Annotated in this window: 22 protein-coding genes, 1 tRNA gene and 1 pseudogene; 16 read left to right on the top strand and 8 right to left on the bottom strand. The window is 70.8% G+C overall.

The genetic code is table 11. From position 1 onward, the window contains the following. Positions 1–32: 32 nt before the first annotated feature. Positions 33–1,709, bottom strand: coding sequence for an energy-dependent translational throttle protein EttA (ettA, locus tag ACRAKI_RS06345; protein WP_447006107.1), 1,677 nt, complete (start codon positions 1,707–1,709; stop codon positions 33–35). Between the two features lie 318 nt (positions 1,710–2,027). Beyond that, positions 2,028–2,549, bottom strand: coding sequence for a single-stranded DNA-binding protein (locus ACRAKI_RS06340; RefSeq protein ID WP_447006106.1), 522 nt, complete (start codon positions 2,547–2,549; stop codon positions 2,028–2,030). Positions 2,550–2,712: 163 nt separating this feature from the next. Between ACRAKI_RS06340 and ACRAKI_RS06335 the strand changes: the two genes are divergently transcribed. Genes ACRAKI_RS06335 through ACRAKI_RS06325 form a run of 3 tightly spaced genes read left to right on the top strand, consistent with a single transcriptional unit; the run spans position 2,713 to position 5,083 of the window. Further along, the gene (locus tag ACRAKI_RS06335) at positions 2,713–3,312 is read left to right on the top strand and encodes a TetR/AcrR family transcriptional regulator (RefSeq protein WP_447006105.1); all 600 of its coding nucleotides are present in this window, start codon (positions 2,713–2,715) and stop codon (positions 3,310–3,312) included. 14 nt (positions 3,313–3,326) lie between these two features. Next, entirely contained in the window at positions 3,327–4,256 is a 930-nt protein-coding gene (locus ACRAKI_RS06330; protein WP_447006104.1) for an ATP-binding cassette domain-containing protein, read from the top strand. A gap of 14 nt (positions 4,257–4,270) precedes the next feature. Beyond that, positions 4,271–5,083 carry an ABC transporter permease gene (locus ACRAKI_RS06325; protein ID WP_447006103.1) on the top strand — a complete coding sequence of 271 codons (813 nt, stop codon included), beginning with the start codon at positions 4,271–4,273 and terminating at the stop codon, positions 5,081–5,083. Between the two features lie 23 nt (positions 5,084–5,106). Here ACRAKI_RS06325 and ACRAKI_RS06320 read toward each other — a convergent pair whose 3' ends face one another. Next, the gene (locus ACRAKI_RS06320; RefSeq protein ID WP_447006102.1) at positions 5,107–7,089 is read right to left on the bottom strand and encodes a cytochrome c oxidase assembly protein; all 1,983 of its coding nucleotides are present in this window, start codon (positions 7,087–7,089) and stop codon (positions 5,107–5,109) included. Between the two features lie 79 nt (positions 7,090–7,168). On the opposite strand from ACRAKI_RS06320, the gene ACRAKI_RS06315 reads away from it, so the two are divergent. Beyond that, positions 7,169–7,750 (top strand): DUF3558 family protein, encoded by a 582-nt coding sequence (locus ACRAKI_RS06315; protein WP_447006101.1) that lies wholly within the window; start codon positions 7,169–7,171, stop codon positions 7,748–7,750. A 262-nt stretch (positions 7,751–8,012) separates the two neighbouring features. Here the strand turns inward: ACRAKI_RS06315 and ACRAKI_RS06310 are convergent. After that, positions 8,013–8,828: pseudogene (locus ACRAKI_RS06310) on the bottom strand (MFS transporter); the annotation flags it as partial. 137 nt (positions 8,829–8,965) lie between these two features. On the opposite strand from ACRAKI_RS06310, the gene ACRAKI_RS06305 reads away from it, so the two are divergent. Together ACRAKI_RS06305 and ACRAKI_RS06300 are read left to right on the top strand one after the other, a co-directional pair. After that, a complete protein-coding gene (locus ACRAKI_RS06305) occupies positions 8,966–10,021 on the top strand; it encodes a LacI family DNA-binding transcriptional regulator (protein ID WP_447006100.1) in 1,056 nt (351 codons plus the stop codon). 126 nt (positions 10,022–10,147) lie between these two features. Then, positions 10,148–10,220, top strand: a tRNA-Arg gene (locus ACRAKI_RS06300). A 230-nt stretch (positions 10,221–10,450) separates the two neighbouring features. On the opposite strand, the gene ACRAKI_RS06295 is transcribed toward ACRAKI_RS06300, so the two are convergent. Then, positions 10,451–11,764, bottom strand: a complete 1,314-nt coding sequence (locus ACRAKI_RS06295) for a hypothetical protein (RefSeq protein WP_447006099.1) — start codon at positions 11,762–11,764, stop codon at positions 10,451–10,453. A gap of 288 nt (positions 11,765–12,052) precedes the next feature. Between ACRAKI_RS06295 and ACRAKI_RS06290 the strand changes: the two genes are divergently transcribed. Then, positions 12,053–12,463, top strand: coding sequence for a MarR family winged helix-turn-helix transcriptional regulator (locus ACRAKI_RS06290; RefSeq protein WP_447006098.1), 411 nt, complete (start codon positions 12,053–12,055; stop codon positions 12,461–12,463). 78 nt (positions 12,464–12,541) lie between these two features. Then, positions 12,542–13,171 carry a hypothetical protein gene (locus ACRAKI_RS06285; protein ID WP_447006097.1) on the top strand — a complete coding sequence of 210 codons (630 nt, stop codon included), beginning with the start codon at positions 12,542–12,544 and terminating at the stop codon, positions 13,169–13,171. Between the two features lie 14 nt (positions 13,172–13,185). Here the strand turns inward: ACRAKI_RS06285 and ACRAKI_RS06280 are convergent, their stop codons facing one another. Next, the gene (locus ACRAKI_RS06280; RefSeq protein ID WP_447006096.1) at positions 13,186–14,775 is read right to left on the bottom strand and encodes an amidohydrolase; all 1,590 of its coding nucleotides are present in this window, start codon (positions 14,773–14,775) and stop codon (positions 13,186–13,188) included. Between the two features lie 72 nt (positions 14,776–14,847). On the opposite strand from ACRAKI_RS06280, the gene ACRAKI_RS06275 reads away from it, so the two are divergent. Both ACRAKI_RS06275 and ACRAKI_RS06270 read left to right on the top strand, forming a co-directional pair. Continuing rightward, positions 14,848–15,795: a methionyl-tRNA formyltransferase gene (locus ACRAKI_RS06275; RefSeq protein ID WP_447006095.1), complete on the top strand. Its 948-nt coding sequence runs from the start codon at positions 14,848–14,850 to the stop codon at positions 15,793–15,795. Positions 15,796–15,866: 71 nt separating this feature from the next. Further along, positions 15,867–16,532 carry an HNH endonuclease family protein gene (locus ACRAKI_RS06270; protein WP_447006094.1) on the top strand — a complete coding sequence of 222 codons (666 nt, stop codon included), beginning with the start codon at positions 15,867–15,869 and terminating at the stop codon, positions 16,530–16,532. Between the two features lie 107 nt (positions 16,533–16,639). Here ACRAKI_RS06270 and ACRAKI_RS06265 read toward each other — a convergent pair whose 3' ends face one another. Continuing rightward, positions 16,640–17,431 (bottom strand): hypothetical protein, encoded by a 792-nt coding sequence (locus ACRAKI_RS06265; protein WP_447006093.1) that lies wholly within the window; start codon positions 17,429–17,431, stop codon positions 16,640–16,642. Between the two features lie 150 nt (positions 17,432–17,581). Between ACRAKI_RS06265 and ACRAKI_RS06260 the strand changes: the two genes are divergently transcribed. The 6 genes from ACRAKI_RS06260 (at position 17,582) to ACRAKI_RS06235 (ending at position 23,057) form a co-directional block, all read left to right on the top strand. After that, on the top strand, positions 17,582–19,060 hold the full coding sequence (locus ACRAKI_RS06260) for a CYTH and CHAD domain-containing protein (RefSeq protein WP_447006092.1): 1,479 nt from the start codon (positions 17,582–17,584) through the stop codon (positions 19,058–19,060). A 178-nt stretch (positions 19,061–19,238) separates the two neighbouring features. After that, entirely contained in the window at positions 19,239–20,753 is a 1,515-nt protein-coding gene (locus tag ACRAKI_RS06255; RefSeq protein WP_447008348.1) for a beta-N-acetylhexosaminidase, read from the top strand. 94 nt (positions 20,754–20,847) lie between these two features. Further along, positions 20,848–21,447, top strand: a complete 600-nt coding sequence (locus ACRAKI_RS06250) for a DUF402 domain-containing protein (RefSeq protein WP_447006091.1) — start codon at positions 20,848–20,850, stop codon at positions 21,445–21,447. Next, positions 21,444–22,058 (top strand): uridine kinase, encoded by a 615-nt coding sequence (locus ACRAKI_RS06245; RefSeq protein ID WP_447006090.1) that lies wholly within the window; start codon positions 21,444–21,446, stop codon positions 22,056–22,058. Before ACRAKI_RS06250 ends, ACRAKI_RS06245 begins: the two co-directional genes overlap by 4 nt. A gap of 16 nt (positions 22,059–22,074) precedes the next feature. Further along, on the top strand, positions 22,075–22,350 hold the full coding sequence (locus tag ACRAKI_RS06240; RefSeq protein WP_447006089.1) for a DUF6412 domain-containing protein: 276 nt from the start codon (positions 22,075–22,077) through the stop codon (positions 22,348–22,350). A 38-nt stretch (positions 22,351–22,388) separates the two neighbouring features. Beyond that, a complete protein-coding gene (locus tag ACRAKI_RS06235; protein WP_447006088.1) occupies positions 22,389–23,057 on the top strand; it encodes a YidC/Oxa1 family membrane protein insertase in 669 nt (222 codons plus the stop codon). Here the strand turns inward: ACRAKI_RS06235 and ACRAKI_RS06230 are convergent. Beyond that, positions 22,966–24,000 (bottom strand): fatty acid desaturase family protein, encoded by a 1,035-nt coding sequence (locus ACRAKI_RS06230; protein WP_447006087.1) that lies wholly within the window; start codon positions 23,998–24,000, stop codon positions 22,966–22,968. The two genes, ACRAKI_RS06235 and ACRAKI_RS06230, sit on opposite strands and share 92 nt — an antisense overlap. Between the last annotated feature and the right edge of the window lie 22 nt (positions 24,001–24,022).

Here is a 24,022-nt window from a genome sequence, read left to right as displayed (position 1 = left end):
CCCCTCGCCGCCACGATGCAGGTTCCCGGCTCTCAGTCCCGTGTGAGCTTGCGGTAGGTGACGCGGTGCGGCCTCGCAGCTTCCGCACCGAGTCGCTCGATCTTGTTCTTCTCGTAGCCCTCGAAGTTGCCCTCGAACCAGTACCACTGCGACGGGTTCTCGTCCGTGCCCTCCCACGCCAGGATGTGCGTGGCGACGCGGTCGAGGAACCACCGGTCGTGCGAGATGACCACGGCGCAGCCGGGGAACTGCTCCAGCGCGTTCTCCAGCGAACCGAGTGTCTCGACGTCCAGGTCGTTCGTCGGCTCGTCGAGGAGGATCAGGTTGCCGCCCTCCTTGAGGGTCAGCGCCAAGTTGAGCCGGTTGCGCTCACCACCGGAGAGCACGCCCGCCGGCTTCTGCTGGTCCGGACCCTTGAAGCCGAACGCGCTGACGTACGCCCGCGACGGCATCTCGACGTTGCCGACGTGGATGTAGTCCAGGCCGTCGGACACGACCTGCCACACGTTCTTCTTCGGGTCGATGCCCCCGCGGTTCTGATCGACGTAGGACAGCTTGACGGTCTCACCGATCCGGACCTTGCCCGCGTCGGGCTCCTCCAGGCCGACGATGGTCTTGAACAGCGTCGTCTTGCCGACACCGTTCGGACCGATCACACCGACGATGCCGTTGCGGGGGAGGCTGAACGACAGGCCGTCGATCAGCACCCGGTCGCCGAAGCCCTTCTTGAGCTTGTCCGCCTCGACCACGACGCTGCCCAGACGCGGGCCCGGCGGGATCTGGATCTCCTCGAAGTCGAGCTTGCGGGTCTTCTCCGCCTCCGCGGCCATCTCCTCGTAGCGGCCGAGGCGTGCCTTGGACTTGGCCTGGCGGGCCTTGGCGCCCGACCGGACCCACTCCAGCTCGTCCTTCAGCCGCTTCTGCAGCTTCTGGTCCTTCTTGCCCGTGACCGCCAGCCGCTCCGCCTTCTTCTCCAGGTAGGTGGAGTAGTTGCCCTCGTACACGTGCGTCCGGCCGCGGTCGATCTCCAGGATCCACTCGGCGAGGTTGTCCAGGAAGTACCGGTCGTGTGTGACGGCCAGGACCGCGCCCGCGTACTGCGCCAAGTGCTGTTCCAGCCACAGCACGCTCTCGGCGTCCAGGTGGTTGGTGGGCTCGTCGAGCAGCAGCAGGTCCGGCTTGCTCAGCAGCAGCTTGCAGAGGGCGACCCGGCGGCGCTCGCCACCGGAGAGGGTCTTGACGTCGGCGTCCGGCGGCGGGCAGCGGAGGGCGTCCATCGCCTGGTCCAGCTGGGAGTCGAGGTCCCACGCGTTCGCGTGGTCCAACTCCTCCTGGAGCTGGCCCATCTCCTCCATCAGCTCGTCGGAGTAGTCGACGGCCATCTTCTCGGCGATCTCGTTGTAGCGGTCGAGCTTCACCTTGATCTCGCCGAGGCCTTCCTGGACGTTGCCCAGGACGGTCTTCTCCTCGTTGAGCGGTGGCTCCTGCTGGAGGATGCCGACCGTGTAGCCGGGCGAGAGGAAAGCCTCGCCGTTACCCGGTGTGTCCAGGCCGGCCATGATCTTCAGCACGCTCGACTTGCCCGCCCCGTTCGGACCGACGACGCCGATCTTCGCACCGGGGAGGAACATGAGCGTGACGTCATCCAGGATGACTTTGTCCCCGTGCGCCTTGCGCACCTTCTTCATGGTGTAGACGTACTCGGCCATGCCCGCGATCGTAGAGCGGTGCCGATCGGGTCCGAACCTCGGACGCCGGCAACGGACGTGGGCGCAGCGCGGAGTTAACGCGAACGTGGGTAACGCCCGGCTGTGACGCGGTCGGGTGGCACGCCTGGCGCGACCCCGCGACCAGCGACTCCGACCGGATGCGTGAACTCGGTGCGCTGTCAAACCCCGATGCCTGCGTGCGGACCCGGCCCTGGCGCCGGCCCGACGACCTCCCTCCTCCACGCTCGCAACGGCGACGACTGCCCGCGCATTCTCCGCCCGGATCGGGTGAACGGAACCCCTTGTAGCCCGATCGGCTCAGAACGGCACTTCGGCCGCCTCCTTCGGCGCCGCCCCCTTCAGCACCTCCGGCTCCGGTGCCTCCGACCAGGTCGGGAAGACCAGCGGCAACTCGTCCGCCTTGCGGGGCGCGACGATCTCAGGCGCCGCGCGGGCCTCGATGGCGTCCGGCGCGACCCTCGTCCGCAGCGGTGTGGCGGTGCACAGGGCGAGGTTGGGCCCGATCGCGGTGGCTTCGACCTCCACCATCTGGAGCACCTTCCCGTCGTGCTCCATGTCCTTGATCGCCAGCCGGCCGGTGATGACGACCGGGTCTCCCCTGTTCAGCGACGCGTGCGCGTTGTCCGCGAGCATCCGCCAGCAGGTGACCGTCAAGAACATCTTCGCGCCGTCGCTCCACGCGCGGTCCTCCGGATCCCACACCCGCTCGGCGGTGAACAGCCGGAACTTCGCCCGGCTGAAGCCAGTGCCGACCTTGCTGTGGGTGACCGGGCCGGCGACGTTGCCGCAGATGGTGACCCTGGACTCGTTGTAGGCCATTTCCGCCTCCTGTGTCGATCGCTTGAGGACCAGGTTGCCGGGGCTGGAGCTGCGGTGACAGGGGTGGTCCGGGATCTGTGGACAACTGTGTGAAACACGCATAATGAAGTGAGTGAGCGCTCACTCGTTGACATGAGTGAGGACTCACTCATAAGCTGGCGACATGCCCGAGGACACCACCCGACGCCGTCGGCGCGCGCCCGCGATGAGTCCCGAGGACCGCCGCGACGCGATCGTCACCGCCACCGTCCCGCTCCTCTTCGAGCACGGCGCCAACGTGACGACCAGCCAGATCGCCAAGGCGGCCGGCATCGCGGAGGGCACCGTCTTCCGGGCGTTCAAGGACAAGCAGGAGCTCATCCACACCTGCGCGCGGACGGTCCTCGCGGTCGACTCGGAGCTGGAGCTCATCGAACAGGCGCGGCAGGTGGAAAGCCTGGCCGAACGCCTCTCCTGGGCGATCAGCGCCGTCTCCAGCTACCTCGACCGGCTGTGGAAGCTCATGAGCGTGCTCCGCGACTCGGGCTACGACCCGCACGCCGACCACAAGCAGAAGGGACCGCCGCCCGAGATGCAGCGGATCTCCGAGCGAGTCGCGTCGCTGTTCGGGCCGGATGACGACCTGCGGGTGGACCCGTCCCTGGCGGCGCGCCTGCTGCTCGGGCTGGTGTTCACCAACCGCATGCAGGGCGAGGGGTTCGGCGACTCCACCGCCGACGCCGACCTGCTCGTGGAGCTCTACCTGCACGGCGTGCTGAAGTGACCGAGGGGGAAGCAGTGGAAGACCTGATGATCGAGGCGACCGACGTCGGCAAGTCGTTCGGCGCGGAGAAGGCGCTCGACGGGGTGAGCGTGGCCGTGCCGAGGGGCACCGTGCTCGGCCTGCTCGGCCACAACGGGGCGGGCAAGACGACGCTGGTCAACGTCCTCACCACGACCCTGCCGCCGGACTCCGGCAGTGCCAGGGTGGCCGGGTTCGACGTCGTCGCGCGGGGGCACGAGGTGCGCAGCCGGATCGGCCTGACCGGCCAGTTCGCCGCCGTGGACGAGCAGCTGTCCGGCCTGGACAACCTGGTCCTGATCGCCCGGCTGATCGGCGCGAGCCCGCGTGAGGCGAGGGCCAGGGGCCACGAGCTGCTGGAGCTGTTCGGGCTGGCGGACGCGGCGAAGAAGCAGTCCCGCAGCTACTCCGGCGGCATGCGGCGCCGCCTCGACCTGGCCGCGAGCCTCGTCGGCCACCCCGAGGTGATCTTCCTGGACGAGCCGACCACGGGCTTGGACCCGGCCAGCAGGCTCGGCCTGTGGGAGATCGTGGAAGGCCTGGTCACCGACGGCACCACGGTCCTGCTCACCACCCAGTACCTGGACGAGGCCGACCGCCTCGCCGACTCGATCACCGTGCTGTCGAAGGGCAGGGTCGTCGCCGCGGGCACCAGCGCCGAGCTGAAGGCCCAGGTGGGCCAGCGCACGGTCACCGTCACCCTGGCCGAGGCCTCGGACGTCCCCCAGGCCGCCGCGGCCCTGGAGCGGGCGGGCCTGCAGCCCGTGACCAAGCAGAACACGCTGACCGCGCCGGTCACGTCGTCCCGCGAGATCGCCGTCGTGGTCCGCGCGCTGGACGAGGTCGGCCTGGAGGCCACCGAGCTGGCCCTGGGCGAACCGACCCTGGACGACGTGTACCTCACCCTCGCGCAGCACGCGGCCTGAACAGGAGCCCTCGCATGACCACCACCCTCACCGCCGCGCCGCGGACCCGCTGGCGCGGCACAGGCTTCGGCACGCAGGTGCTCGTGCTGACCCAGCGGTCGCTGCGCACGCTGGTCAACGACCCGCGGATGATCGTGTTCAGCATCCTCCAGCCGCTGATCATGCTCACCCTGTTCAGCCAGATCTTCGCCAGCATCGCCACCACCCCCGGCTTCCCGGAGGGCGTCGCCTACATCGACTTCCTGATGCCCGCGATCCTGGTCAACACGGCCATGCAGTCCGCGCTCCAGGCGGGCGTCGGCCTGGTCACGGACATGAAGAACGGCGTCCTGGCCCGGTTCCGCTCGCTGCCCATCCACTCGGGCTCGGTGCTGGTCGCCCGCAGCCTGTCGGACCTGGTCCGCACGGCCTCGCAGCTGCTGCTGATGCTGGTGTTCGCGGTCGTCGTGTTCGGCTTCGCCCCAGCCGGCGGCGTCATGGGCATCGCCGCGGCTCTTGCCCTGGCACTGGCCGTCGGCTGGGGCCTGGGCTGGATCTTCCTGGCCATCGCCGCCTGGCTGCGCAACGCCGAGCTGATGCAGACCGTGGGCTTCCTGGCCATGTTCCCGCTGATGTTCGCGTCCAGCGCGTACGTGCCGATCAGCGGCCTGCCCGGCTGGCTCCAGGCGGTGGCGAAGGTCAACCCGCTGACGTTCGCGGTGGACGCGGCGCGCTCGCTGGCGCTCGACCACCCCGTCACCGGTGTGGTGGGGGCGCTCGTGACCAGCGCGGTGCTGGCCGTCGCGGGCTGGGTCATGGCCGTGAAGGGCTTCCGCCGGCCGCTCTGAAGCCCGGTTCTGAAGCCCCGCGTTCAGTCCTTGCCGGACATCTTGCGCAGCATCGCGTTGTACGCGACGAGGTCCGCGTCACCGTCCGCGTCCGCCCGCCGGTCCGACCGGCGGGCTTCGCGGCTGTCCGACCTCGCCCACTGCACCAGCAGCGCCACCATCACCACGATCAGCGGCACCTCCCCCGCCGCCCACGCGATACCGCCGCCGAGCCGCTGGTCCTCCAGCTGCGACGTCACCCACGGCAGGCCCAACGACCGGTAGAAGTTGTCGCCGATCACGGTCTGCGAGCTCATCAGCACGATGCCGAAGAACGCGTGGAACGGGATCGAGGCGAACAGCAGGCCCAGCCGTCCCAGCGGCGGCAGCCGGTTCGGCGACGGGTCGATCCCGATCACCGGCCAGTAGAAGACGTAGCCGACCAGGATGAAGTGGGCGTTCATCGCCAGGTGCGCCCAGTGGTAGTCCAGCGCCCAGTCGAACAGGCCGGAGAAGTACAGGCCGTAGAACGAGCCCACGAACAGCGCCAAGGCGATGAACGGGTTCGTCAGCGCCTTCGCCACCGGCGAGTGCACGACCGCCAGCAGCCACTCGCGCGGCCCCGGCGGGTTGCCCTTGCCCGCAGGCGGCAGCGCGCGCATCGCCAACGTCACCGGACCACCCAGCACCAGCAGGACCGGTGCCAGCATGGACAGCAGCATGTGCGCTTCCATGTGGACGCTGAACATCGCCGGCGCGTACCGGCCGACACCGGACGACGTGGCGAACACCACGGTCAGGCAGCCCGCGATCCACGCGATCGTGCGACCGACCGGCCACACGTCACCGCGCTTGCGCAGCCGCCACACGCCCACCGCGTACAGGGCGGCCAGAGCGAGGAAGATCGTGCCGAAGACCAGGCTGAACCGCCACTCGAACAGCAGCCGGGCCACGGTCGGCGCGCCGGGCAGGTCGTAGCCGATGCGCAGTTCCACCGCGCTGGGCAGCACCCGTCCCTCGACCGGCGGGGACGTGCGGCTCAGCGCTGCGGCCAAGCCGATCGTGAGGAACATCAGCAGCACCTCGACACCCGCGAGCCTGAGCAGCGAACGCCCGGAGCCCGTCGCGACGACCTGCTTCACGCTCCGCTCGCGCTGGAAGTACCCCATGACACCCAGGACGACCAGCGCGAGCGTCTTGCCGAGCACCAGAAGGCCGTAATCGCTGCCCAGGAGCTGGTCCAGCGGCAGCCGCACCCACGCGTTCACCACGCCGGAGGCCGCCATCACGATCCAGCACACCAACGCGATCTTGGAGAACCTCGTCGTCGCCAACGCCAGGTGGTCGCCGCCCCGCCGGCCGTGCGCGAGCAGCGCGATCAGGCCGCCGACCCACAACGCCGCCGCGATCAGGTGGTACAGCAGGCTGTCCGTGGCCACGTCGTGCGAGCCGCCACCCGACGAGTGCCCCGTCACGGCCACCGGCACCAGGGCGAACACCGACACGAAGAACAGCACCGACGTCCAGGCCCACGACAGCACCAGCCGGCAGCCCAGCGCCAGCAGCGCCACCACGACCGCTGTGATCATCCACGCCTTGGCCTGCTCCACCAGCCCCACGACCTGGAACAGCACCGACAGGTCCAGCTGCGAACCCCCGTCCGCCCTGCTGAACAGCAGCGCCGTCACCGGCTGGCCCAGCGCGTCCGCGACCGTGAACGGGACCGAGAGCACCGCGCCCAGCGTCCACACCGACGCCGCCCAGCCCGCCGTGCGCAGGGCCGCGTAGCCGTCCGCCGCCAGCGTGCCGTTCTCCTGCGGCGGGACCAGGAACGCCGCCAGCAGCAGCGAGCCGATGGCCACCACGGCCGCCGACTCGGTCAGCACGCGGACGACGATCAGCGCCGGCCGGTCGTCACCCGTGATCGTGAGCAGCGCCACCGCGACGAGCGCGGCGACCGTCGAGCCGACGATCAGCAGGGGGATCAGGCCGGTGCGCTGGGTTCGGGTGGGCGCTTCAGTGGGCACGCCACGAGCGTATGCGGCCCCGTGGTGCTGCCACCAACCGCCGGACGTGCACAGATCACACCTACTACCGTTGCCTGACGTGACCAGCTCCCGCACGGCGCTCCTGACGGCCTTCGTCCTGCTCCTGTCGGCCGGGTGCAGCTACTCCGTCCGCGGGGACGCGCTGCCCCAGGCCGGGGTCACGCCGACGACGTCCGGTTCCACGCGGTCGGGCGCGCCGTCGGACGCGCCGAAGATCGCCAAGCCGCGCAGGGTCGCGGGCGTCGAGCCGTGCGCGCTGCTCGACGCGGACGACCTGAAGTCGCTCGGCTCGTACAAGGAAGAGCCCGAGCGCAAGGACGACGTGATCCAGGAGTCGTGCCAGTACGTGCTGGACGACGGCACCGCCAGGGGCCTGACCGTGGTGGCCGCGCTCTACCAGCCGTACGAGCAGGTGCGGACGCGGCAGGACAAGGGGCACGAGGTGGTCGTGGAGGGGCACTCGACGTGGGTGCTGTGCGACATGAGCGGCAGCGAGATGGCGTGCACCGCGACCCTGGCGGTGAACGCCAACCGCAGCGTCCTGGTGGCGATGGCCCAGCCCGGCGGCGTCCCCGACCGGATGCTGGCCGTGCTGCAACCGCTGCTCAAGGCCGCGCTGGGTCGACTGCCGCTCGCGTGATCTCCCGGGCACGGGAGCGCCGCGCCAGCAGCACGGCGGGCACCATCAGGGCGATGACGCACGCCACGACGCCGAGCGAGACCGAGAGGCTGCTGGCGTGCGCGATGCCGCCGACCATCGGCGGGCCGATCAGGAAACCGGTGTAGGCGACCGTCGTCACCAGGCCGATCTCGCGTTCGCCGCCCGTGCCGTCGGCGCGCCTGCCCGCGTCACCCGCCAGGTCCATGATCACCGGGAACGCGAACGCCAGGCCCAGGCCCACGAACGCGAACCCGACGAAGCCCAGGGCAGGCACGTCGAACAGCACGGCCAGCGACAGCCCCGCCGCGGCGACCACCGCGCCCATCGCCAGCAGCCGGTACGGGCCGAGGCGGCGTTGCACGGGCTCGCCGAACATGCGGGCGGCGGCCATCGCGATGGAGAACCCGGCGTACGCCGCCGCGGCGGCGGCCTCGCCCAGACCCCGTTCGTTGACGAAGAACAGCGCCGACCAGTCGGACGTCGCGCCCTCCGCGATCGCGGAGAAGAACGTGATCACCGCGAGCAGCCACAACAACGGCCGCTTGAGCACCGGGCGGTCGTCCTTCGGCGTGTCGGCGGTCTCCCCCCGCACGCCCGGCACGGCCCTGATCACCCACGCCATCGCGACCGCGCCGACGACCGCGACGGTGACGAGGTGACGGGTCAGGCTCCAGCCCACGCTCGCCGCCGCCGCCGCGCCCAGCGAGCCGACCAGGCCGCCGACGCTGAAGCCCGCGTGGAACTGCGGCATCAACGGCCGGTCCAGGCTGCGGGTGACGGCGACCGCGGCCACGTTCATGCCCACGTCCATCGACGCGCTGCACGAACCCAGCGCGAACAGGATCAGGCCGAGTTGCAGCGGTGAGTCCGCGAGCGTGAGGCCGGGCACGCCCACAGCGGTGCCCACCACGCCCACGGTGATCAGCTTCCGCGCGCCCACCCTCGCGCACGTCCGGGCCGCGACCGGCGCCGACAGCGCCAGCCCGATGCTCGCGCCGAGCAGCGCCAGGCCGAGGGTGCCCTCGGTGGCGCCGACCTGCGCCGACAGGGCGGGCATGCGCGCCGCCCACGACAGGAAGAGCACCCCGTTGAACAGGAACACCGCGAAGACCGCGAGGCGAGGCGTGGGCATGGTCCCGAGTGTGACTAGAGCGCTTCAGAACGTCCAACCGATTACCTGGTTACGCTCATCACGTGGACCGCCCTCGCAAGCCGACGCTCGACACGGTGGCCGGTGCGGTCGGTGTGTCGCGTGCGACGGTGTCCAACGCCTACAACCGGCCGGACCAGCTGTCCGCAGCGTTGCGCGAGCGGATCATGGAGACGGCGGCGTCACTCGGGTACGCCGGACCCGATCCGGTGGCGCGCAGCCTGGCCACCCGGCACAGCGCGGCCGTCGGGTTCATGCTCGGGCAAGGGCTGTCGGCGTCCTTCGCCGACGCCGCGCTGTCGATCGTGCTGGACGGGTTGGCGTCGACCGTGGACGGGCACGACCACTGCCTGGTGCTGATGCCCGGCCGGGACAAGGGCGGACCGCGACCGGAGACGGTGGCGAGGGCGCAGGCGGACGTCGTGGTGGCGTACTCGCTGCCGGACGACGCCCCCGCGTTGACGGCCGTGCGGGCGCGCGGGCTGCCGATGGTGGTGATCGACCAGCCCGTGCTGCCGGACACGGCGCGGGTCGAGGTGGACGACTTCGGCGGGGCGCGGCTGGCGGCGTCGGCGTTGTGGGAGCTGGGACACCGGCGGTTCGGGGTGATGACGTTCGCGCTGCACGCGGACGGGCACAACGGGCCGGTGTCGCCCGCGCGGCAGGCGTCGACGTCGTTCCGGGTGACGCGGGACCGACTGCACGGCTACTTGGACGTGACCGGGGTGGACACGCCCGTGTGGGAGTGCGCGCGGAGCAGTCGCGAGCTGGGCCGGGCGGGAGCGCGTGCGCTGCTGTCGGAGTCACCGCGACCGACCGCGCTGCTGTGCGCTTCGGACGAGTTGGCGTTCGGCGCGTTGCAGGCCGTTCGGGATCTGGGGCTGCGCGTGCCGGACGACGTTTCGGTGGCCGGTTTCGACGACGTGCCCGCCGCCGAACACGCAGACCCACCATTGACTACTGTGCGTCAACCTCTTGCCGAGAAGGGGCGCCACGCGGGTGAACTCGCCCTGCGCCTCCTCGACGGCGGCAGACCAGGAGAGCCCACCAGACTGGCGGTCACGCTAGTTTCCCGCGACTCGACGGCCCCTCCGAAGTGATTCACATCACTTTTTAGGCATCTTGATCACCCTTCTGGTGCCTCGACGGAAACGCACCGAGTCTTCCGGACGATGTGTCCGGTGGGGCGGCTACGCTGCTACAGCGCGTGGTCAACAGCCCCTCCAGCCTCCGTAGCTCAGTGGAGAGAGCGAGGGACTTCTAATCCCGAGGTCGCAGGTTCGAATCCTGCCGGGGGCACTCAAGCACTGGTGGGACCGGTGTGGGCCGATCTACCTCAAGATCGGCCCACACCACCCGCATGATCGACTTCGGCGGGTCCGGGCCGCTGGACCTTCCGCAGGACCGGCCGCAGGGTGGAGCCGACACGCCGGCAGTCGGTCGAGTTCGAAGCCACAACATCACTCGACCGGAGTAACTCGGCATCACCGAGGTCACCGGTTCCAGATCCACAACCTGATCCTGTCGGGCTACACAGGACGGGCGGAGCGGCAGGTGGTGGCGCGACAGCCCCAGGTCGTGGCGGTCGAGCCGATGGTCACCAGGGCGGCGTGTGCCAGGAACCGGTCGCGCTTCGCGCGTTCGTCGAGGTCGGCGCAGCCGCACGGGACGTCGGGCTCGGCCTGCTCGTCGTGCGCCAGGCCCATGTAGCCCAACGGCACCCCCAGGCCCTTCGCGATGTCCGTCAGGGTGTCGTACGACTCGACCTTCGCGCCGGCCAGCACGCGGTCGACGTCTTCCTCCCGTTGACCGGTCAGGGTGGCGATCCGGTCGGGCCGCACGCCGTGGTGGAGCAGGAGCAGGTAGACGGCGCCGATGTCGCGCAACGCCAGGGCGGCACGCATCTCGGGCTGCTCCCAGACGTCCGGCACGTCCGTCCGGATCCGCACCGGCCGCACCGCCCGCTCGTCCACGGCCGGTCCGGGCGCGGTGGCGGCCAGCCATTCCGCCCACGCCCACTCCGGTTCCGCCGACACGACGACGCCGGGCACGCCGGCGGACAGCGCCACACCGCGCACGGCGTTGCGGAACCTGTACGGGACGGCCGCCGAACCGGGGATGCCGCACGACGACCCGGCCAGGATGGCGGCGACCGACTCGCTCGACGGCCCACCCCGCCAGTACAGCTCCAGGACGTCGTCGACGGCGATGCCGTCCAGCCACGCCGCACCGCGCCACAGCGGCAGCCTCCGCAGCACACCGCTCATCAGGTCGGCCGGCAGCACGTGCTGCGGAGCGGACTCCAACGGGTCGAGGGCGTCACTCGTCGCCAGGTCGATCGGCAGACCGGCGGCGACGGCCTGCCGCCACCGCTCCCGCGTGACGCCGAGCAGGCGCAGCTCCCCCTCGGGCGAACGCAGGTCCAGGTGGTCCCGCCTCGGGTGGACGCGCAGGCCCGGCACACCTCGCAGCCGTCCGCCCACGACCACCGGCAGCACCTCGGCGAGCAGGTGGTCCAGCGCCGCGTCGTGCACCTGGAGGGCGAGCGCCGCCGGGTCCAGTCGAACCCTGCTCACCAGGGACGTCGGGCGCAGCGCGCAGCCACGCCTGCGCATGCCCGCCATCGCCCGGCAGGCCGCGTCGAGGAACGCCGCCTCGAACCGGCGTTGCCCGGACGTCGAGGCGCCCGGCAGAGGTGAGGCCGGTTGAGGCGGACCCGATCGGGGTGAACCCGGCCGGGACGAATCACGCGTGCTCGCGCCGCCTCGTTGCCTGCGCACCATGTTCGGCGTCTCGCCGGTGCACCAGCAGCGTTTGACCAGGTGGGGGGAGAATGTCGACACGAGGGACCTCCGTGGACGCCGCCCGGTCGACGCCACCGGGTTCGCGGTGCCGAACCTCGGGAACCGGTGGAAACGCGGGCACGTCGTTCGGACGCGCTCTGGAGGCACCCACTCCATCCGGGTCAGGAGGAGCCTCGGTGGCAGCCGCACCTGCCAGGTCACAAAACTACAACACCCGCCGTGGCCGACGGGGCTCGGTCACTCGAAGGTGCGAACCGCCGGGATAGCAGTCCACCGCGTGCCGCAGGCCTAAGATGCAGGGACATACCTGCACTCCAGGGGGTCGAGTTGTCCGTACGCGAGACGTGGTCCGGCCTCCGGATGCTGCACAACCGGATCAACGCCGACCTGGAGCGCGCGTTGCAGCGGCAGTTCCACTTCGGGATGTCGGAGTTCACCGCTCTTTGCGCGCTGGCGGAAGCGCCGGACGGCGAGCTGCGGATGCAGGAGCTGACCGAGGTCGTCGGGCTGAACCAGAGTTCGGTGAGCCGGCTCGTCGCCCGTTTGGAGCAGTCCGGCCTGACGTCCCGCGAGACGTGCGAGACCGATCGGCGGGGCGTGTTCAGCTGCGTCACGGCGGCGGGGCGCGAGGTGTACTCCACCGCGCTGCCGTTCTACGAGCGGACGCTGGCCGGGATCTTCGACGCGGTGGAAGCCGACCCCGACCTCGGACCGCTGCTGAAGAAGGTCCGAGAGTAGCCCGTTCGCAGCCCGCGGATTGTCGTACCCCGCCGGTAGAATCGAACAGTAGTTCGACGCGTGCGAGGGGAGCTTGTCGTGGAGCCGATCAGCGTCACCGCCCTGTCCTTCACCGAGTACGTCATGAGCGGTCAGCGTGGCCGGATCAACATCGTGTCCGAGCAGCGCCGCATCTACCTGTCGTCGGAGCAGTGGGTGGCGGGGTTCTACAACCCGATGCGGGACGCGATGCGGCGGGCGGCGAACTCGCCCGATCCGGCGGAGGAGCTGGAGAAGGCCGTGCAGGGCGCGCACCGGCACCTGCGCGCGGGCCGGCCGCGGGCGTTCGAGGAGCTGCGCGAGGGGTTCCTGCCCTGGCTCCAGTCGACCCGGGCGACGGGCGTGCCGACGGCGCCGGCCCGGTGGCAGGCCGGTGACCTCACGTTACGGGTCCGGCCGCACCTGGGGTTGCGCGCTCCGGACGGGTCGCGGTCGGCGGTGCTGGTGTACGTCAAGGAAGCGCCGATGACGCAGGAGGCGGCGAACGTCGGCCTGCGGATCCTGCAGCAGACCGTGCCCGACACGCTGCCCGGCGCGGAGCCGCTGGTGCTGGACGCGCGGCGCGGGCGGGCGTTCCGGATGTCGCGGCGGACGAACCTGGCGAAGCTGGACGCGCTGATCGCGGCCGAGGCGGCCGGGTACGTCGTGCACTGGAGGATGAGCGCCTGACGGGAACGGGCGGTTCAGTCGGCGGTGAAGCGGGCCGGGTCGTGGGCGAAGAGGCCGTTCACGACGGTGGCCTGCACCCCGATGTCGCCGATCTCGGAGACGTCGCACGTCAGGGGATCCGCGTCCAGGATGGCGAAATCGGCCAGCTTGCCGGGCGTGACGGTGCCCAACGCGTCCTCACGACGGCACGCGTACGCGGCGCCGACCGTGTAGGCGGCGATCGCCTGCTCTACCGTCACGGCCTCGTCCGGGCCGATGGACCGCCCTTCCTTCGACAGCCGCTCGACCATGAACTGGATGGCCCGCATCGGTTTCCCGTCCGCCACCGGGCGGTCCGAGCTGCCCGCGACCACGATCCCCCGGTCGAGGAACCCCTTGCCCCGGTACATCCACGGCGCCCGCTCGGGCCCCATGATCTCGGCGTAGTCGTTGCCGTACGCCCACAGGAACGTCGGCTGGACCACCGGGATCACGTCCAGCTCGGCGATCCGGTCCAACTGCTCCGGCCGCACCAACCCGCAGTGCTCGATCCGGTGCCTCGCGTCCTGCCGAGGCACGGCGTGCTGGGCTTCCGCCAACGCGTCCAGTGCGAAGTCCACCGCGCGGTCGCCGATCGCGTGCACCGCGAGCTGCCAGCCGGCGGCGTGCCCGTCGATGATCGCCGCGTGCATCACCTCCGGGTCGTCCTGGAGCTGACCGGCCGTCTCCATCCCTTCGTACGGCCAGGTCAACGCGGCCGTGCGGGCCATCATCCCGCCGTCGGTCCACAGCTTGAGCGCCCCGATGGACAGCCAGTCATCGCCCAACCCGGTGCGCAGGCCGAGCGGCACGGCACGTCGGATGCCGTCGGAGACGTGGGCGGACACGGGTTCCAGCCGGTCCGCGGACACCATCAGCTGCACGCGGATCGGCAGCGAGGCACGGTGGTAGGCCTCGACCTCCAGCGGGCTGCTGCCGATCAGACCGCCGCCGACCCCGGCTTCGGCCGCCAGCACGATGCCTTCCCGAAGGCACTGCCGCGCACCGGCTTCGACGTCCGCCGCGATGTCGTCCAACGAGTACGGCAGCCGCAACGCCCGCACCGCCGTCTGCGCGCCCTCCGCCAGGAACCCGGTCAGCGCACCGGAGGCGTCCCGCTGCGCCCCGCGCAACGCCGAAGCCGGCAGCACCGCCAGCACGTCACCGCTCACCACGCACGCGTGCCCGGACAGGTCCTGCACGTAGACCCTCGGCCCGATCAGGTCGAGGTCGCGTGACGTCAACGGCCGGTCCAGCGCGCGGTGGTCGTAGCCGGCCACCTCGATCCACCCCGACGAGCGGTGGGCGCCGCGCAGCACGTCCAAGACCTGGTCGACGGACACGCACGACGACACGTCCACCGTCCGCGCCGCCCGCCCGGCCCACGCCAGGTGGTTGTGCGCGTCGACGAAACCCGGCAGCACCACCGCGCCGTCCAGGTCGACCACCCGTCGCGCGGGCAGGTGGGCCACGTCGTCGTCCAGCCCGACGATCCTCCCGGCCCAGACACCGATCACCGACGCCACCGGCCGGGCCGGGTCCATCGTCACGACCCGTCCGCCCACCAACTTCAGGTCAAGGATCACCGTCGAAGGCTAGCCCACCGGCATTTAGGTTAGGGTGCCGTAAGTTAGGTGAGCCTATCCAAGGAGAGATCCATGCGGGTCGTCATGTTCGGCTACCAGACCTGGGGCCACCGCACGCTCCAGGCGCTGCTGGACTCCGAGCACGAGGTGGCGCTGGTCGTGACGCACCCCAAGAGCGACCACGCCTACGAGCGCATCTGGAGCGACTCGGTCGCGGACCTGGCCGCCGAGCACGGCGTCGAGACGATCATCCGCAACCGGCCGGACGACGACGAGCTGTTCCAGCGCCTCAAGGAGGTCCAGCCGGACGTCATCGTGGCGACCAACTGGCGCACCTGGATCCCGCCGCACGTCTTCGCACTCCCGAAGCACGGCACGTTGAACGTGCACGACTCGCTGCTCCCCGCCTACGCGGGTTTCTCGCCGCTGATCTGGGCTTTGATCAACGACGAGAAGGAGGTCGGCGTCACCGCGCACATGATGGACGAGACGCTGGACGCCGGTGACATCGTGCTCCAGCGGGCCGTTCCGGTCGGTCCGCGCGACACGACCGCCGACCTGTTCCGCAAGACGATCGAGCTGTTCGGGCCGATCACCGTGGACGGGCTCGCCGAAATCGCCAAGGGGCGCACGGACTTCACCAAGCAGGACCGCTCGAAGGCCAGCTTCTTCCACAAGCGCGCGGAGGAGGACCTGCGGATCGACTGGACGTGGACGGCCGAGGAACTGGACCGGCTGGTGCGCGCCCAGTGCGCGCCGTACCCGAGCGCGTTCTGCTTCCACAAGGGCGAGCGGCTGGAGATCGTCGAGGCCGAAGTCTCCGCGGAGCGCTACGGCGGCACGCCCGGCCGGATTTTCTACCGCGAGGGTGACGGCGTCGCGATCGTCGCGGGCGCGGGGGCACGCCGTGGCCGCGACCACGCGTTGCTGGTCAAGCGGGTGCGCAGGGAGGACGGCACGGAGTTGGCCGCGTCCGACTACTTCGCGACCATGGGCGGGTACCTGACCAGCCGCCCGTAGATGCGGGATCGTTCCCGGGGAATTTCGCCCCCGGTGTTCCGGTCGAGGCGATCATCGCTGATCATGGGTGCATGAGCGGCAAGCGGTCGACCTCCTTGATCAGCGTCGTCGTACTGGTCCTCCTGGTCGCGGTCGGCTGCGGGCTGAGCCAATACCACGAGTCGACCACCACGCCGCCGAACACCGCGCCGTCCGGTCCGGCCGAGCCCGGTGACGACCCGACGGCGCAGCTGGAGGCGTTGACCGTGGCGCCGGAGGGGAAGATGACCGGCTACAGCCGTGACCGGTTCCCGCACTGGAGCAGCCACGGGAACTCCTGCGACACGCGGGAACTCGTGTTGCAGCGGCAGGGCGCGGACGTGCAGACCGACGGCCAGTGCCGGGCCACGTCCGGGACGTGGACCAGCGCGTACGACGGGGTCGTGGTCACCGACGCGGGCGATCTCGACATCGACCACACGGTGGCGCTGGCCGAGGCGTGGCGCTCGGGGGCGAACAAGTGGTCCGACGCGCAGCGCGAGAAGTTCGCCAACGACCTGGGCGGGTTGCAGCTGATCGCGGTGACGGCGCGCAGCAACCGGTCCAAGGGCGACCAGGACCCGGCGCAGTGGAAGCCGCCGGTGGAGGCGTACTGGTGCACGTACGCGCGGTCCGTCGTGTCGGTGAAGACGCTGTACGCGCTGACGGTGGACCAGGCGGAGCGGGACGCGCTCGCCGCGATGCTCAAGACGTGCTGAGCGCTGATCTCGAGGGTCCTGAACCTAGGACACGGTTGTCCCGAACGTAGAACTCGCGCGTTCTGAGTGGTGGACTCGCGCGGTCTGAGTGGTGGACTCGCGCGGGGTCAGGGGCGCAGGGACTCCAACTGGTCGACGATGTCGGTGTGGGCTTCGGCCCGGCGGACCCAGGCGGCGAAGCCGGAGGAGGCCGACGGGATCTCGCCCAGCGGTGAGATCGGGTCGGTGATGCCGTACTCGAGCCGGTAGGCGACCAGGGCGACGGCGGCCTCCACCCAGCGCGACGGGTCGGGGCTGGTGATCTCGCCCAGGCCGACGCGGAACCACAGCGGCAGACGGGTGTCGGCGGCGAGGGCGCGTTCGAGGCGTCGGCGGGCGATGTCCAGGACCTCCTGCCGGGCCTTGTCCCCCGCGACCACGGCTTGCGCGCGCCACGGCTCCTCGGCGGCGAGTTCGTCGGCGGCCAGGCGCTGGGCGGCGTCCATCGCGTCGGCCTCCTGCGCGTTGACCCGCCACTCCAGGTTCTGCACCTCGTGCTGCAACGCGTCCCGCTCGAAGCGCGGCATGCGGCCGGCCGAGAGCTTCGCCATCCCCGCGTCCCGCTGCTCCTTCAGCGACTCGTACTCGGCCACCTCGGCGCGCAGGTCGGCGCGGACCGAGTCGGCCAGCAGCTCCTGTTCCGCGTCCCACGCGGCGCGGAGCGCGTCGACCGTCTCGCCGATGCCGTCGACCGAGTCGAGGTCTTCGTCCGGCCCCGAGCCGGCGCCGGACAGCCTGCGTTCGAGCACGAGCAGACGGGCGCTCACCCGGCCGAGATCGGCCGTCAGCGCCTGGGTGGTGGCGACGAGATCCGCGACCGTCGGCTCGACCTCGTCGAGCCGCTCCTTCTCAGTGGGCACGCGATCCAGCCAACCGCACCGCGAGGGCCTGTCCAGGGACGAAACGGAAAGACCACGCGTACGGGCCGACACAAACCCCCGGCAAGGTTAACAACCGATCACTCAGCGTGATGTCGACTGAAGTAGGGCCAAACGGTGTATGCCTGGTGCATGTCGAGGTCGGTGAACGAGACGGAACGCAAGTACGAGGCCGCTGGTGGCACTGCACTACCGCACCTGGCCGATCTGCCCGGGGTCGCCGCGGTGGCCGGGCCGGAGGAGCAACAGCTGGAAGCGGTCTACTACGACACCGCGGACCTGAGGCTGGCGCGGGCCGGGTTGACGCTGCGCCGCCGGACGGGCGGTGACGATGCGGGCTGGCACCTGAAGCTGCCGGTCGGGGTGGACACCCGCGAAGAGGTGCGGCTGCCGCCGGGCCGTGCGGACAAGCGCCCGCCCAAGCAGCTCGGCTCGCTGGTCCAGGTGCACGCCCGGGGCAACGAGCTGGAGCCCGTCGCGCGCATCCGGACCACGCGGCAGCGCTGGCAGCTGGTGGACGAGAAGGGCCGGCTGATCACCGAGGTGGTCGAGGACGAGGTGTCCGGGCAGTCCCTGGCGGACGGCTCGCCGGTCGACTCGTGGCGGGAGATCGAGGTGGAGCTCGGCGAACACGGTGACGTCGCGATGCTCGACCGGGTCGAGGCCAGGCTGGCGGACGCGGGGATCAGGCGGTCCACGTCGTCGGCGAAGCTGACCCGGCTGCTGGCCGACCGGATGCCCGTGGCCACGCCGGCGACCTACGGCAAGTCCGCCGGTGACGTGGTGATGCGCTACCTGCGCACGCAGGCCGAAGCGTTGAAGCACCAAGACCCGCGCGTGCGGCGGGAAGAGGACGACGCCGTGCACCAGATGCGGGTGGCGACGCGGCGGATGCGCAGCGCGCTCCAGGCGTTCGGCGCGATCGTGGAGCGCGAGGAGACGCGTGAGCTGACCGACGAGCTGAAGTGGCTCGCGGGCACCCTCGGCGAGGCGCGCGACCTGGAGGTGCTGCGGGCCCGGTTCGAGGACGGCCTGGCGTCGCTGGAACCGGAGCTGGTGCTCGGCCCGGTCCAGGCCCAGCTCGCCCGGTACTTCGCGCCGCTGGAGACCGCCGCGCACAAGGCGGCCGTGGCGGCGTTGGACAGCGGTCGGTACTTCGCGCTGCTCGACGCCGTCGACGCGCTGATCGCCGATCCGCCGTTCACGCCGTTGGCGGGCAAGAAGGCCGTGAAGGTGCTGCCGGAGCTGATCGACAAGACCTACCGCAGGCTCGCCAAGCGTGCCGAGAGCGCGCACGACGACACCGGGTTGCACGAGGCGCGCAAGGCGGCGAAGCGGCTGCGGTACGCGGTGGAGGTGTCCGAGCCGCAGTTCGGCAAGCCTGCGAAGAAGTACCGCAAGAAGCTCAAGGCGGTGCAGGAACTGCTGGGCGAGCACCAGGACAGCGTGGTCGCGCGGCCGGTGCTGCGGGACCTCGGCGCGAAGGCGCACGGCGACGGCGGGAACGGCTTCACGTTCGGTCTCCTGCACGGTCTCGAGAAGGCGTCGGCACAGGACGTCGAGGTTCGGTTCCCCGCGCTCTGGAGGGGCCTGGGGCGGCCGAAGCTGTAGTTGATTGGTCTGGACCTTGACACCTCCTGGTGCGGCTGTAACGGTGAATCGAGCCGCCGCTCGGTGATCCACGCTGACCAGGAGGACGTCAGTGCTTCCCACAGAAGGCGCCGGACGACGCGGGTTCGGGCATCCGAGGATCGGCTGGGCACTCGTCGCGTTGCTGTTCGTCGGCGCGATGGGTCCGGCCGCTCCCGCCCACGCGACTCCGGAGACGCCGTTGCAGCACATCGTGCCCGCCCCCGTCACAGCGACCCCGCGGCCGGGCGTGACGTTCACGCTCGACGCCGACACCAAGATCTACACCCAGCCCGGCTCCGCACCGGCGAAGCAGGTCGGCGAGTACCTGGCGGGCGTGCTGCGGCCGTCCACGGGCTACCGGCTGCCGGTCGTGCCGGGCGCGTCCGGGCGGCACATCTCGCTGCTGCTCGTCGGCGCGGACGCCCGCGTCGGAGAGGAGGGCTACCAGCTCGACGTGACGCGGCGGGGCGTGCTGATCCGGGCGCGGACGGCCGCGGGCCTGTTCGCGGGCGTGCAGACGTTCCGGCAGATCCTGCCCGCGAAGGTGGAGGCGAAGACCAAGCAGCCCGGACCCTGGACGGCGCCCGGCGGCCAGGTGCTGGACTACCCGCGTTACGCGCACCGGGGCGCGATGCTCGACGTGGCCCGGCACTTCTTCACCGTCGACGAGGTCAAGCGGTACGTCGACCAGATCGCGCTGTACAAGGTGAACCGGCTGCACCTGCACCTGACCGACGACCAGGGCTGGCGGCTGGAGATCAAGAGCTGGCCGAACCTCACCGCGCACGGCGGCAGCACGGAGGTCGGCGGCGGTCCCGGCGGCCACTACACGCAGGAGCAGTACAAGGACCTGGTCGCCTACGCCGCCGCACGGCACATCACGGTGATCCCGGAGATCGACATGCCGGGCCACACCAACGCCGCGCTGTCGTCGTACCCGGAGCTGAACTGCGACGGCGTCGCCCCGCCGCTCTACACCGGCATCGAGGTCGGCTTCAGCTCGCTGTGCATCGACAAGGACATCACCTACAAGTTCGTGGACGACGTGCTGCGCGAGGTCGCCGCGCTGACCCCGGGCGAGTACGTCCACATCGGCGGCGACGAGGCGCACGCCACCACGGACCCGGACTTCGACCTGTTCATGGACAAGGTGCTGCCGCTGGTGGCCAAGCACGGCAAGACCGCCACCGGCTGGCACGAGTTCGTCAAGTCCGGTCCGCCCGCGTCGGCGGTGCCGCAGTTCTGGGGCACGAAGACGGTCGCGCCGGACATGGTCGAGGCCGCCGCGCGCGGCAGCAAGATCGTGCTGTCGCCGGCGAGCAAGGCGTACCTGGACATGAAGTACGACGCCGACACCAAGCTCGGGTTGAGCTGGGCCGGGTACACCGACGTGGAGGACGCGTACGACTGGAACCCGGGCGCGTACATCGAAGGGCTGCCGGCGGACGCGGTGCGCGGGGTCGAGGCTCCGCTGTGGAGCGAGACCATCACGGACACCGCCGACCTGGAGTTCATGGCGTTCCCGCGGCTGCCCGCGATCGCCGAGCTGGGCTGGTCGCCGTGGTCGACGCACGACTGGGACGGGTTCAAGGTCCGGTTGGCCGCGCAGGCCGAGCGGTGGCGGGTGATGGACGTGAACTACTACCCGTCGCCGCAGGTGCCCTGGCGGTAGCGCCAGTGGGAGGGGGCGTGGCACCGTCCCCTCCCACCAGGGGTTTTCCACCAGGGCGGTCTTGGGCTGCCGGTCCACCGCCTAATCTGGGCCCATGGGGTTTTTCCGACCGGGGGACGTGGCGCTGCGCCGCGAGGTGCTGCACGGCGAGCCGTGGGCCGTGACGCCGACCAGGGTGGTGCTGGACGAACCGGACCTGCTCGTCGTGTTCACCGCGCCGGGCGCCGAGTTCGGCTTCTTCCCGCACCCGCGAACCCACCACTGGCAGGAGTCGGGCCGCACCCGCTGGACCGGCACCGGCAAGCTCCAGCTCCACCGCCCCGGCGACGCCTACTCGGTCGACCTGTACTGGCAGGGCCGGGAACGCCGGTTCGCGGGCTTCTACCTCAACCTCCAGGCCCCGTTCCGGCGCACCGCGCACGGCTTCGACACGCTGGACCACGCGCTCGACTTCTGGGTGCCGGTCGACGGCGACTGGCAGGAGCTGGACCGCGACGAGTTCGAGGAGATGGTCGCCGACGGCAAGTACGACGCCGCCGAGGCCGAGGCGATCCAGCGCACCGCCAAGGAGGTCGAGGCGATGCTGACCGCCGGGACCACGTGGTGGGACCGGGGGTGGGCGAAGTGGGAGCCGGACCCCGACTGGCCGGTGCCGGTGCTGCCGGACGGCTGGGAGGGCCACCCGCTGCCGTGAAGGTCGTCCCCCTGTCGCCGCGGACCCTCGTGGACGAGCTGGTCGGGCGGATCGACGCGTTGCCGCGCAGCACGTGGGCGCGGGTCCTGGTCGACGGCGCGGTGCCGACCAGACCCGGTGAGCTGGCGGACGCCCTGGTGGAGCCGTTGCGCGCGCTGGGCCGGCCGGTGCTGCGGGTGTCGGCCCAGGACTACCTGCGGCCCGCGTCGGTGCGGCTGGAGTACGGCCACGAGGACCCTGACTCGTTCCGCGACTCCTGGCTGGACGTCGGCGGCTTGATCCGCGAGGTGCTGGAACCGCTCGACCCCGGCGGGTCCGGACGGGTGCTGCCCGCGCTGTGGAACGCGGCGACCGACCGGGCGCACCGGGCCGACTACGTCACGCTCGGCGCGGGCGGCGTGCTCCTGGTGGACGGCACGATGCTGCTGGACAAGTGGCTGCCCGCCGAGCTGACCGTGCACCTGTGGCTGTCGCCGGGGGCGCTGGAGCGCCAACTGCCGGACGAGTGGCGGTGGACGCTGCCCGCGTACCGCTCCTACGAGCCGGAAGCCGATGTGACCGTGCGCTACGACCACCCCGCCAGGCCCGCGCTCGTGGGTAGAGTGACCTGAGACGGGGGAGGTGGGTATGGCCAGGCTGCGGTTGCTGCTCGCGCTGTGCCTGCCCGCGCTCTACGCGCTGACCCTGCTGACCACGCCGACCGAGCTGCTGGCCGCCGTCACGGCGGTGGCGCTGGTCGTGCTGCTCCTCACCGCGACCCCGGTCGTGCGGGCCGCCCCCGCGTGGGTGCGATCCCTCTCGATCCGCGAGAAGTCCCTGCGCGCCGCGTTCCTGCGGCTGCGCGACCCCGACGCGGCGGGCCGTCCCCGTCCTCGAGCGCCCGGACTCGGCCTCAGCTCCTGAGGCCCTTGTTCCGCACGCTCCGAGGACGGAGTTCTCCCTTGTTCCACGCCCTGGGTTCAGCCCTGGCCGGGTTCGCCACGCCCGCCCTGGCCATCGTCGCCTTCACCGCCGTCGTCCGACTGCTCATGCATCCGCTCAGCCGTGCCGCCGTGCGCGGCGAGAAAGCCCGCGCCGCGTTGGCGCCCGAGATCCGCCGGCTCACCGAGAAGCACGGCGCGGACAAGGCCAAGCTCCAGGAGAAGTCACTGGAGCTGTACCGGGCGAACGGCACCTCGATGCTCGCGGGCTGCCTGCCCGCGCTGGTCCAGGCGCCGTTCTTCATGGTGATGTACCGGCTGGTCACCACGCCCAACCCGCTGCTGGACGGCACGCTGCTCGGCGTTCCGCTGGGCGCGCACTGGTTCGGCGTGTGGGCGCACACGCCCGTGTTCCTCGCCCTGTTCGCCGTGCTCACCGGGGTGGCGTACGCGACCTCGCGGTGGCAGGCGGCGGTTGCCCTGAAGAACGGAGGGCCGCAGCCGCCCTTCGCGGGGCTGCTGCGGCTCCTGCCGTTCGGCACCGTCCTCATCGCCGCCGTGCTGCCCCTGGCGGCCGGGGTCTACCTCGTGACGACGACTACCTGGACCCTGCTGGAGCGAGCTTTCCTGCATCGCGCAGTTCAGCTCCCGCCTCGTGCAGGTACTGGAGCACGTACCCGTACGACCTGAACAGGCCGCACTCGGCGTAGGACACCGACTGGCGTTGGCAGAAGTCGCGGATCAGGGCCTGCGAGTGCCGCAGGTTCGGTCGCGGCATGCTCGGGAAAAGGTGGTGCTCGATCTGGTAGTTCAAGCCGCCGAGCAGGAAGTCGGTGAACCAGCCGCCCTTGACGTTGCGGGAGGTCAGCACCTGCTTGCGGAGGAAGTCGAGCTGGTGGCCGGCCTGGAGCACCGGCATGCCCTTGTGGTTGGGCGCGAACGAGATGCCCATGTAGAGGCCGAACAGGCCCTGGTGCACCGCGATGAACACGAGCGCCTTCACCGGGGACATCACCATGAAGACGAGGGTCAGGTAGCAGATGGCGTGGGCGGCCAGCAGGGCCAGCTCCAGCTTCCAGCCCTTGACCTCGCGGCGCACCGCGGCGGACGTGCTGATGATGTGCAGGCTGAGGCCTTCGAGCAGCAGGAGCGGGAAGAACAGGAACGCCTGGTGCTTGACGATGAGCCGGAAGAAACCGCGCTTGCGCTGCGCCTGCTCGGCGCTGAACGCGAGCACGGAGATGTCGACGTCCGGGTCGTCGTCCTCGTGGTTGGGGTTGGCGTGGTGGCGGCTGTGCTTGCCCATCCACCAACCGATGCCGACGCCGACGCCGAGGTTCCCCAGCAGCAGGCCGGTGGTGTAGTTGGCCTTGCCGCCGGCGAACATCTGCCGGTGGCCGGCGTCGTGACCGAGGAACGCGAGCTGGGTGAAGACGACGGCGAGCACGACGGCGAGCAAGAGCTGCCACCACGAGTCGCCGACCAGCACCATGCCGGCCACGGTGAGCCCTAGTGCGGCGATCAAGCCGACCAGGAACGTGATGTAGAAACCGATGCGCCGGTCGAGCAGACCTTGCTGCTTGACCAACCTGGACAATTCAGCGAAGTCGCTGCCGCGGGCTTGGGTGCTCACTCTCGGAGAGTACGTCGCGATG

Source organism: Saccharothrix isguenensis (assembly GCF_052936305.1).
This window is presented reverse-complemented; position numbering and strand designations above follow the sequence as displayed.

Bases quoted from the DNA above. Each gene is read 5' to 3' on its own strand.
- ACRAKI_RS06335 (WP_447006105.1), top strand. From the start codon at position 2,713: ATGCCCGAGGACACCACCCGACGCCGTCGGCGCGCGCCCGCGATGAGT.
- ACRAKI_RS06255 (WP_447008348.1), top strand. From the start codon at position 19,239: ATGGGTCCGGCCGCTCCCGCCCACGCGACTCCGGAGACGCCGTTGCAG.
- ACRAKI_RS06260 (WP_447006092.1), top strand. From the start codon at position 17,582: ATGTCGAGGTCGGTGAACGAGACGGAACGCAAGTACGAGGCCGCTGGT.
- ACRAKI_RS06275 (WP_447006095.1), top strand. From the start codon at position 14,848: ATGCGGGTCGTCATGTTCGGCTACCAGACCTGGGGCCACCGCACGCTC.
- ACRAKI_RS06240 (WP_447006089.1), top strand. From the start codon at position 22,075: ATGGCCAGGCTGCGGTTGCTGCTCGCGCTGTGCCTGCCCGCGCTCTAC.
- ACRAKI_RS06250 (WP_447006091.1), top strand. From the start codon at position 20,848: ATGGGGTTTTTCCGACCGGGGGACGTGGCGCTGCGCCGCGAGGTGCTG.
- ettA (WP_447006107.1), bottom strand. From the start codon at position 1,709: ATGGCCGAGTACGTCTACACCATGAAGAAGGTGCGCAAGGCGCACGGG.
- ACRAKI_RS06340 (WP_447006106.1), bottom strand. From the start codon at position 2,549: ATGGCCTACAACGAGTCCAGGGTCACCATCTGCGGCAACGTCGCCGGC.
- ACRAKI_RS06270 (WP_447006094.1), top strand. From the start codon at position 15,867: ATGAGCGGCAAGCGGTCGACCTCCTTGATCAGCGTCGTCGTACTGGTC.
- ACRAKI_RS06325 (WP_447006103.1), top strand. From the start codon at position 4,271: ATGACCACCACCCTCACCGCCGCGCCGCGGACCCGCTGGCGCGGCACA.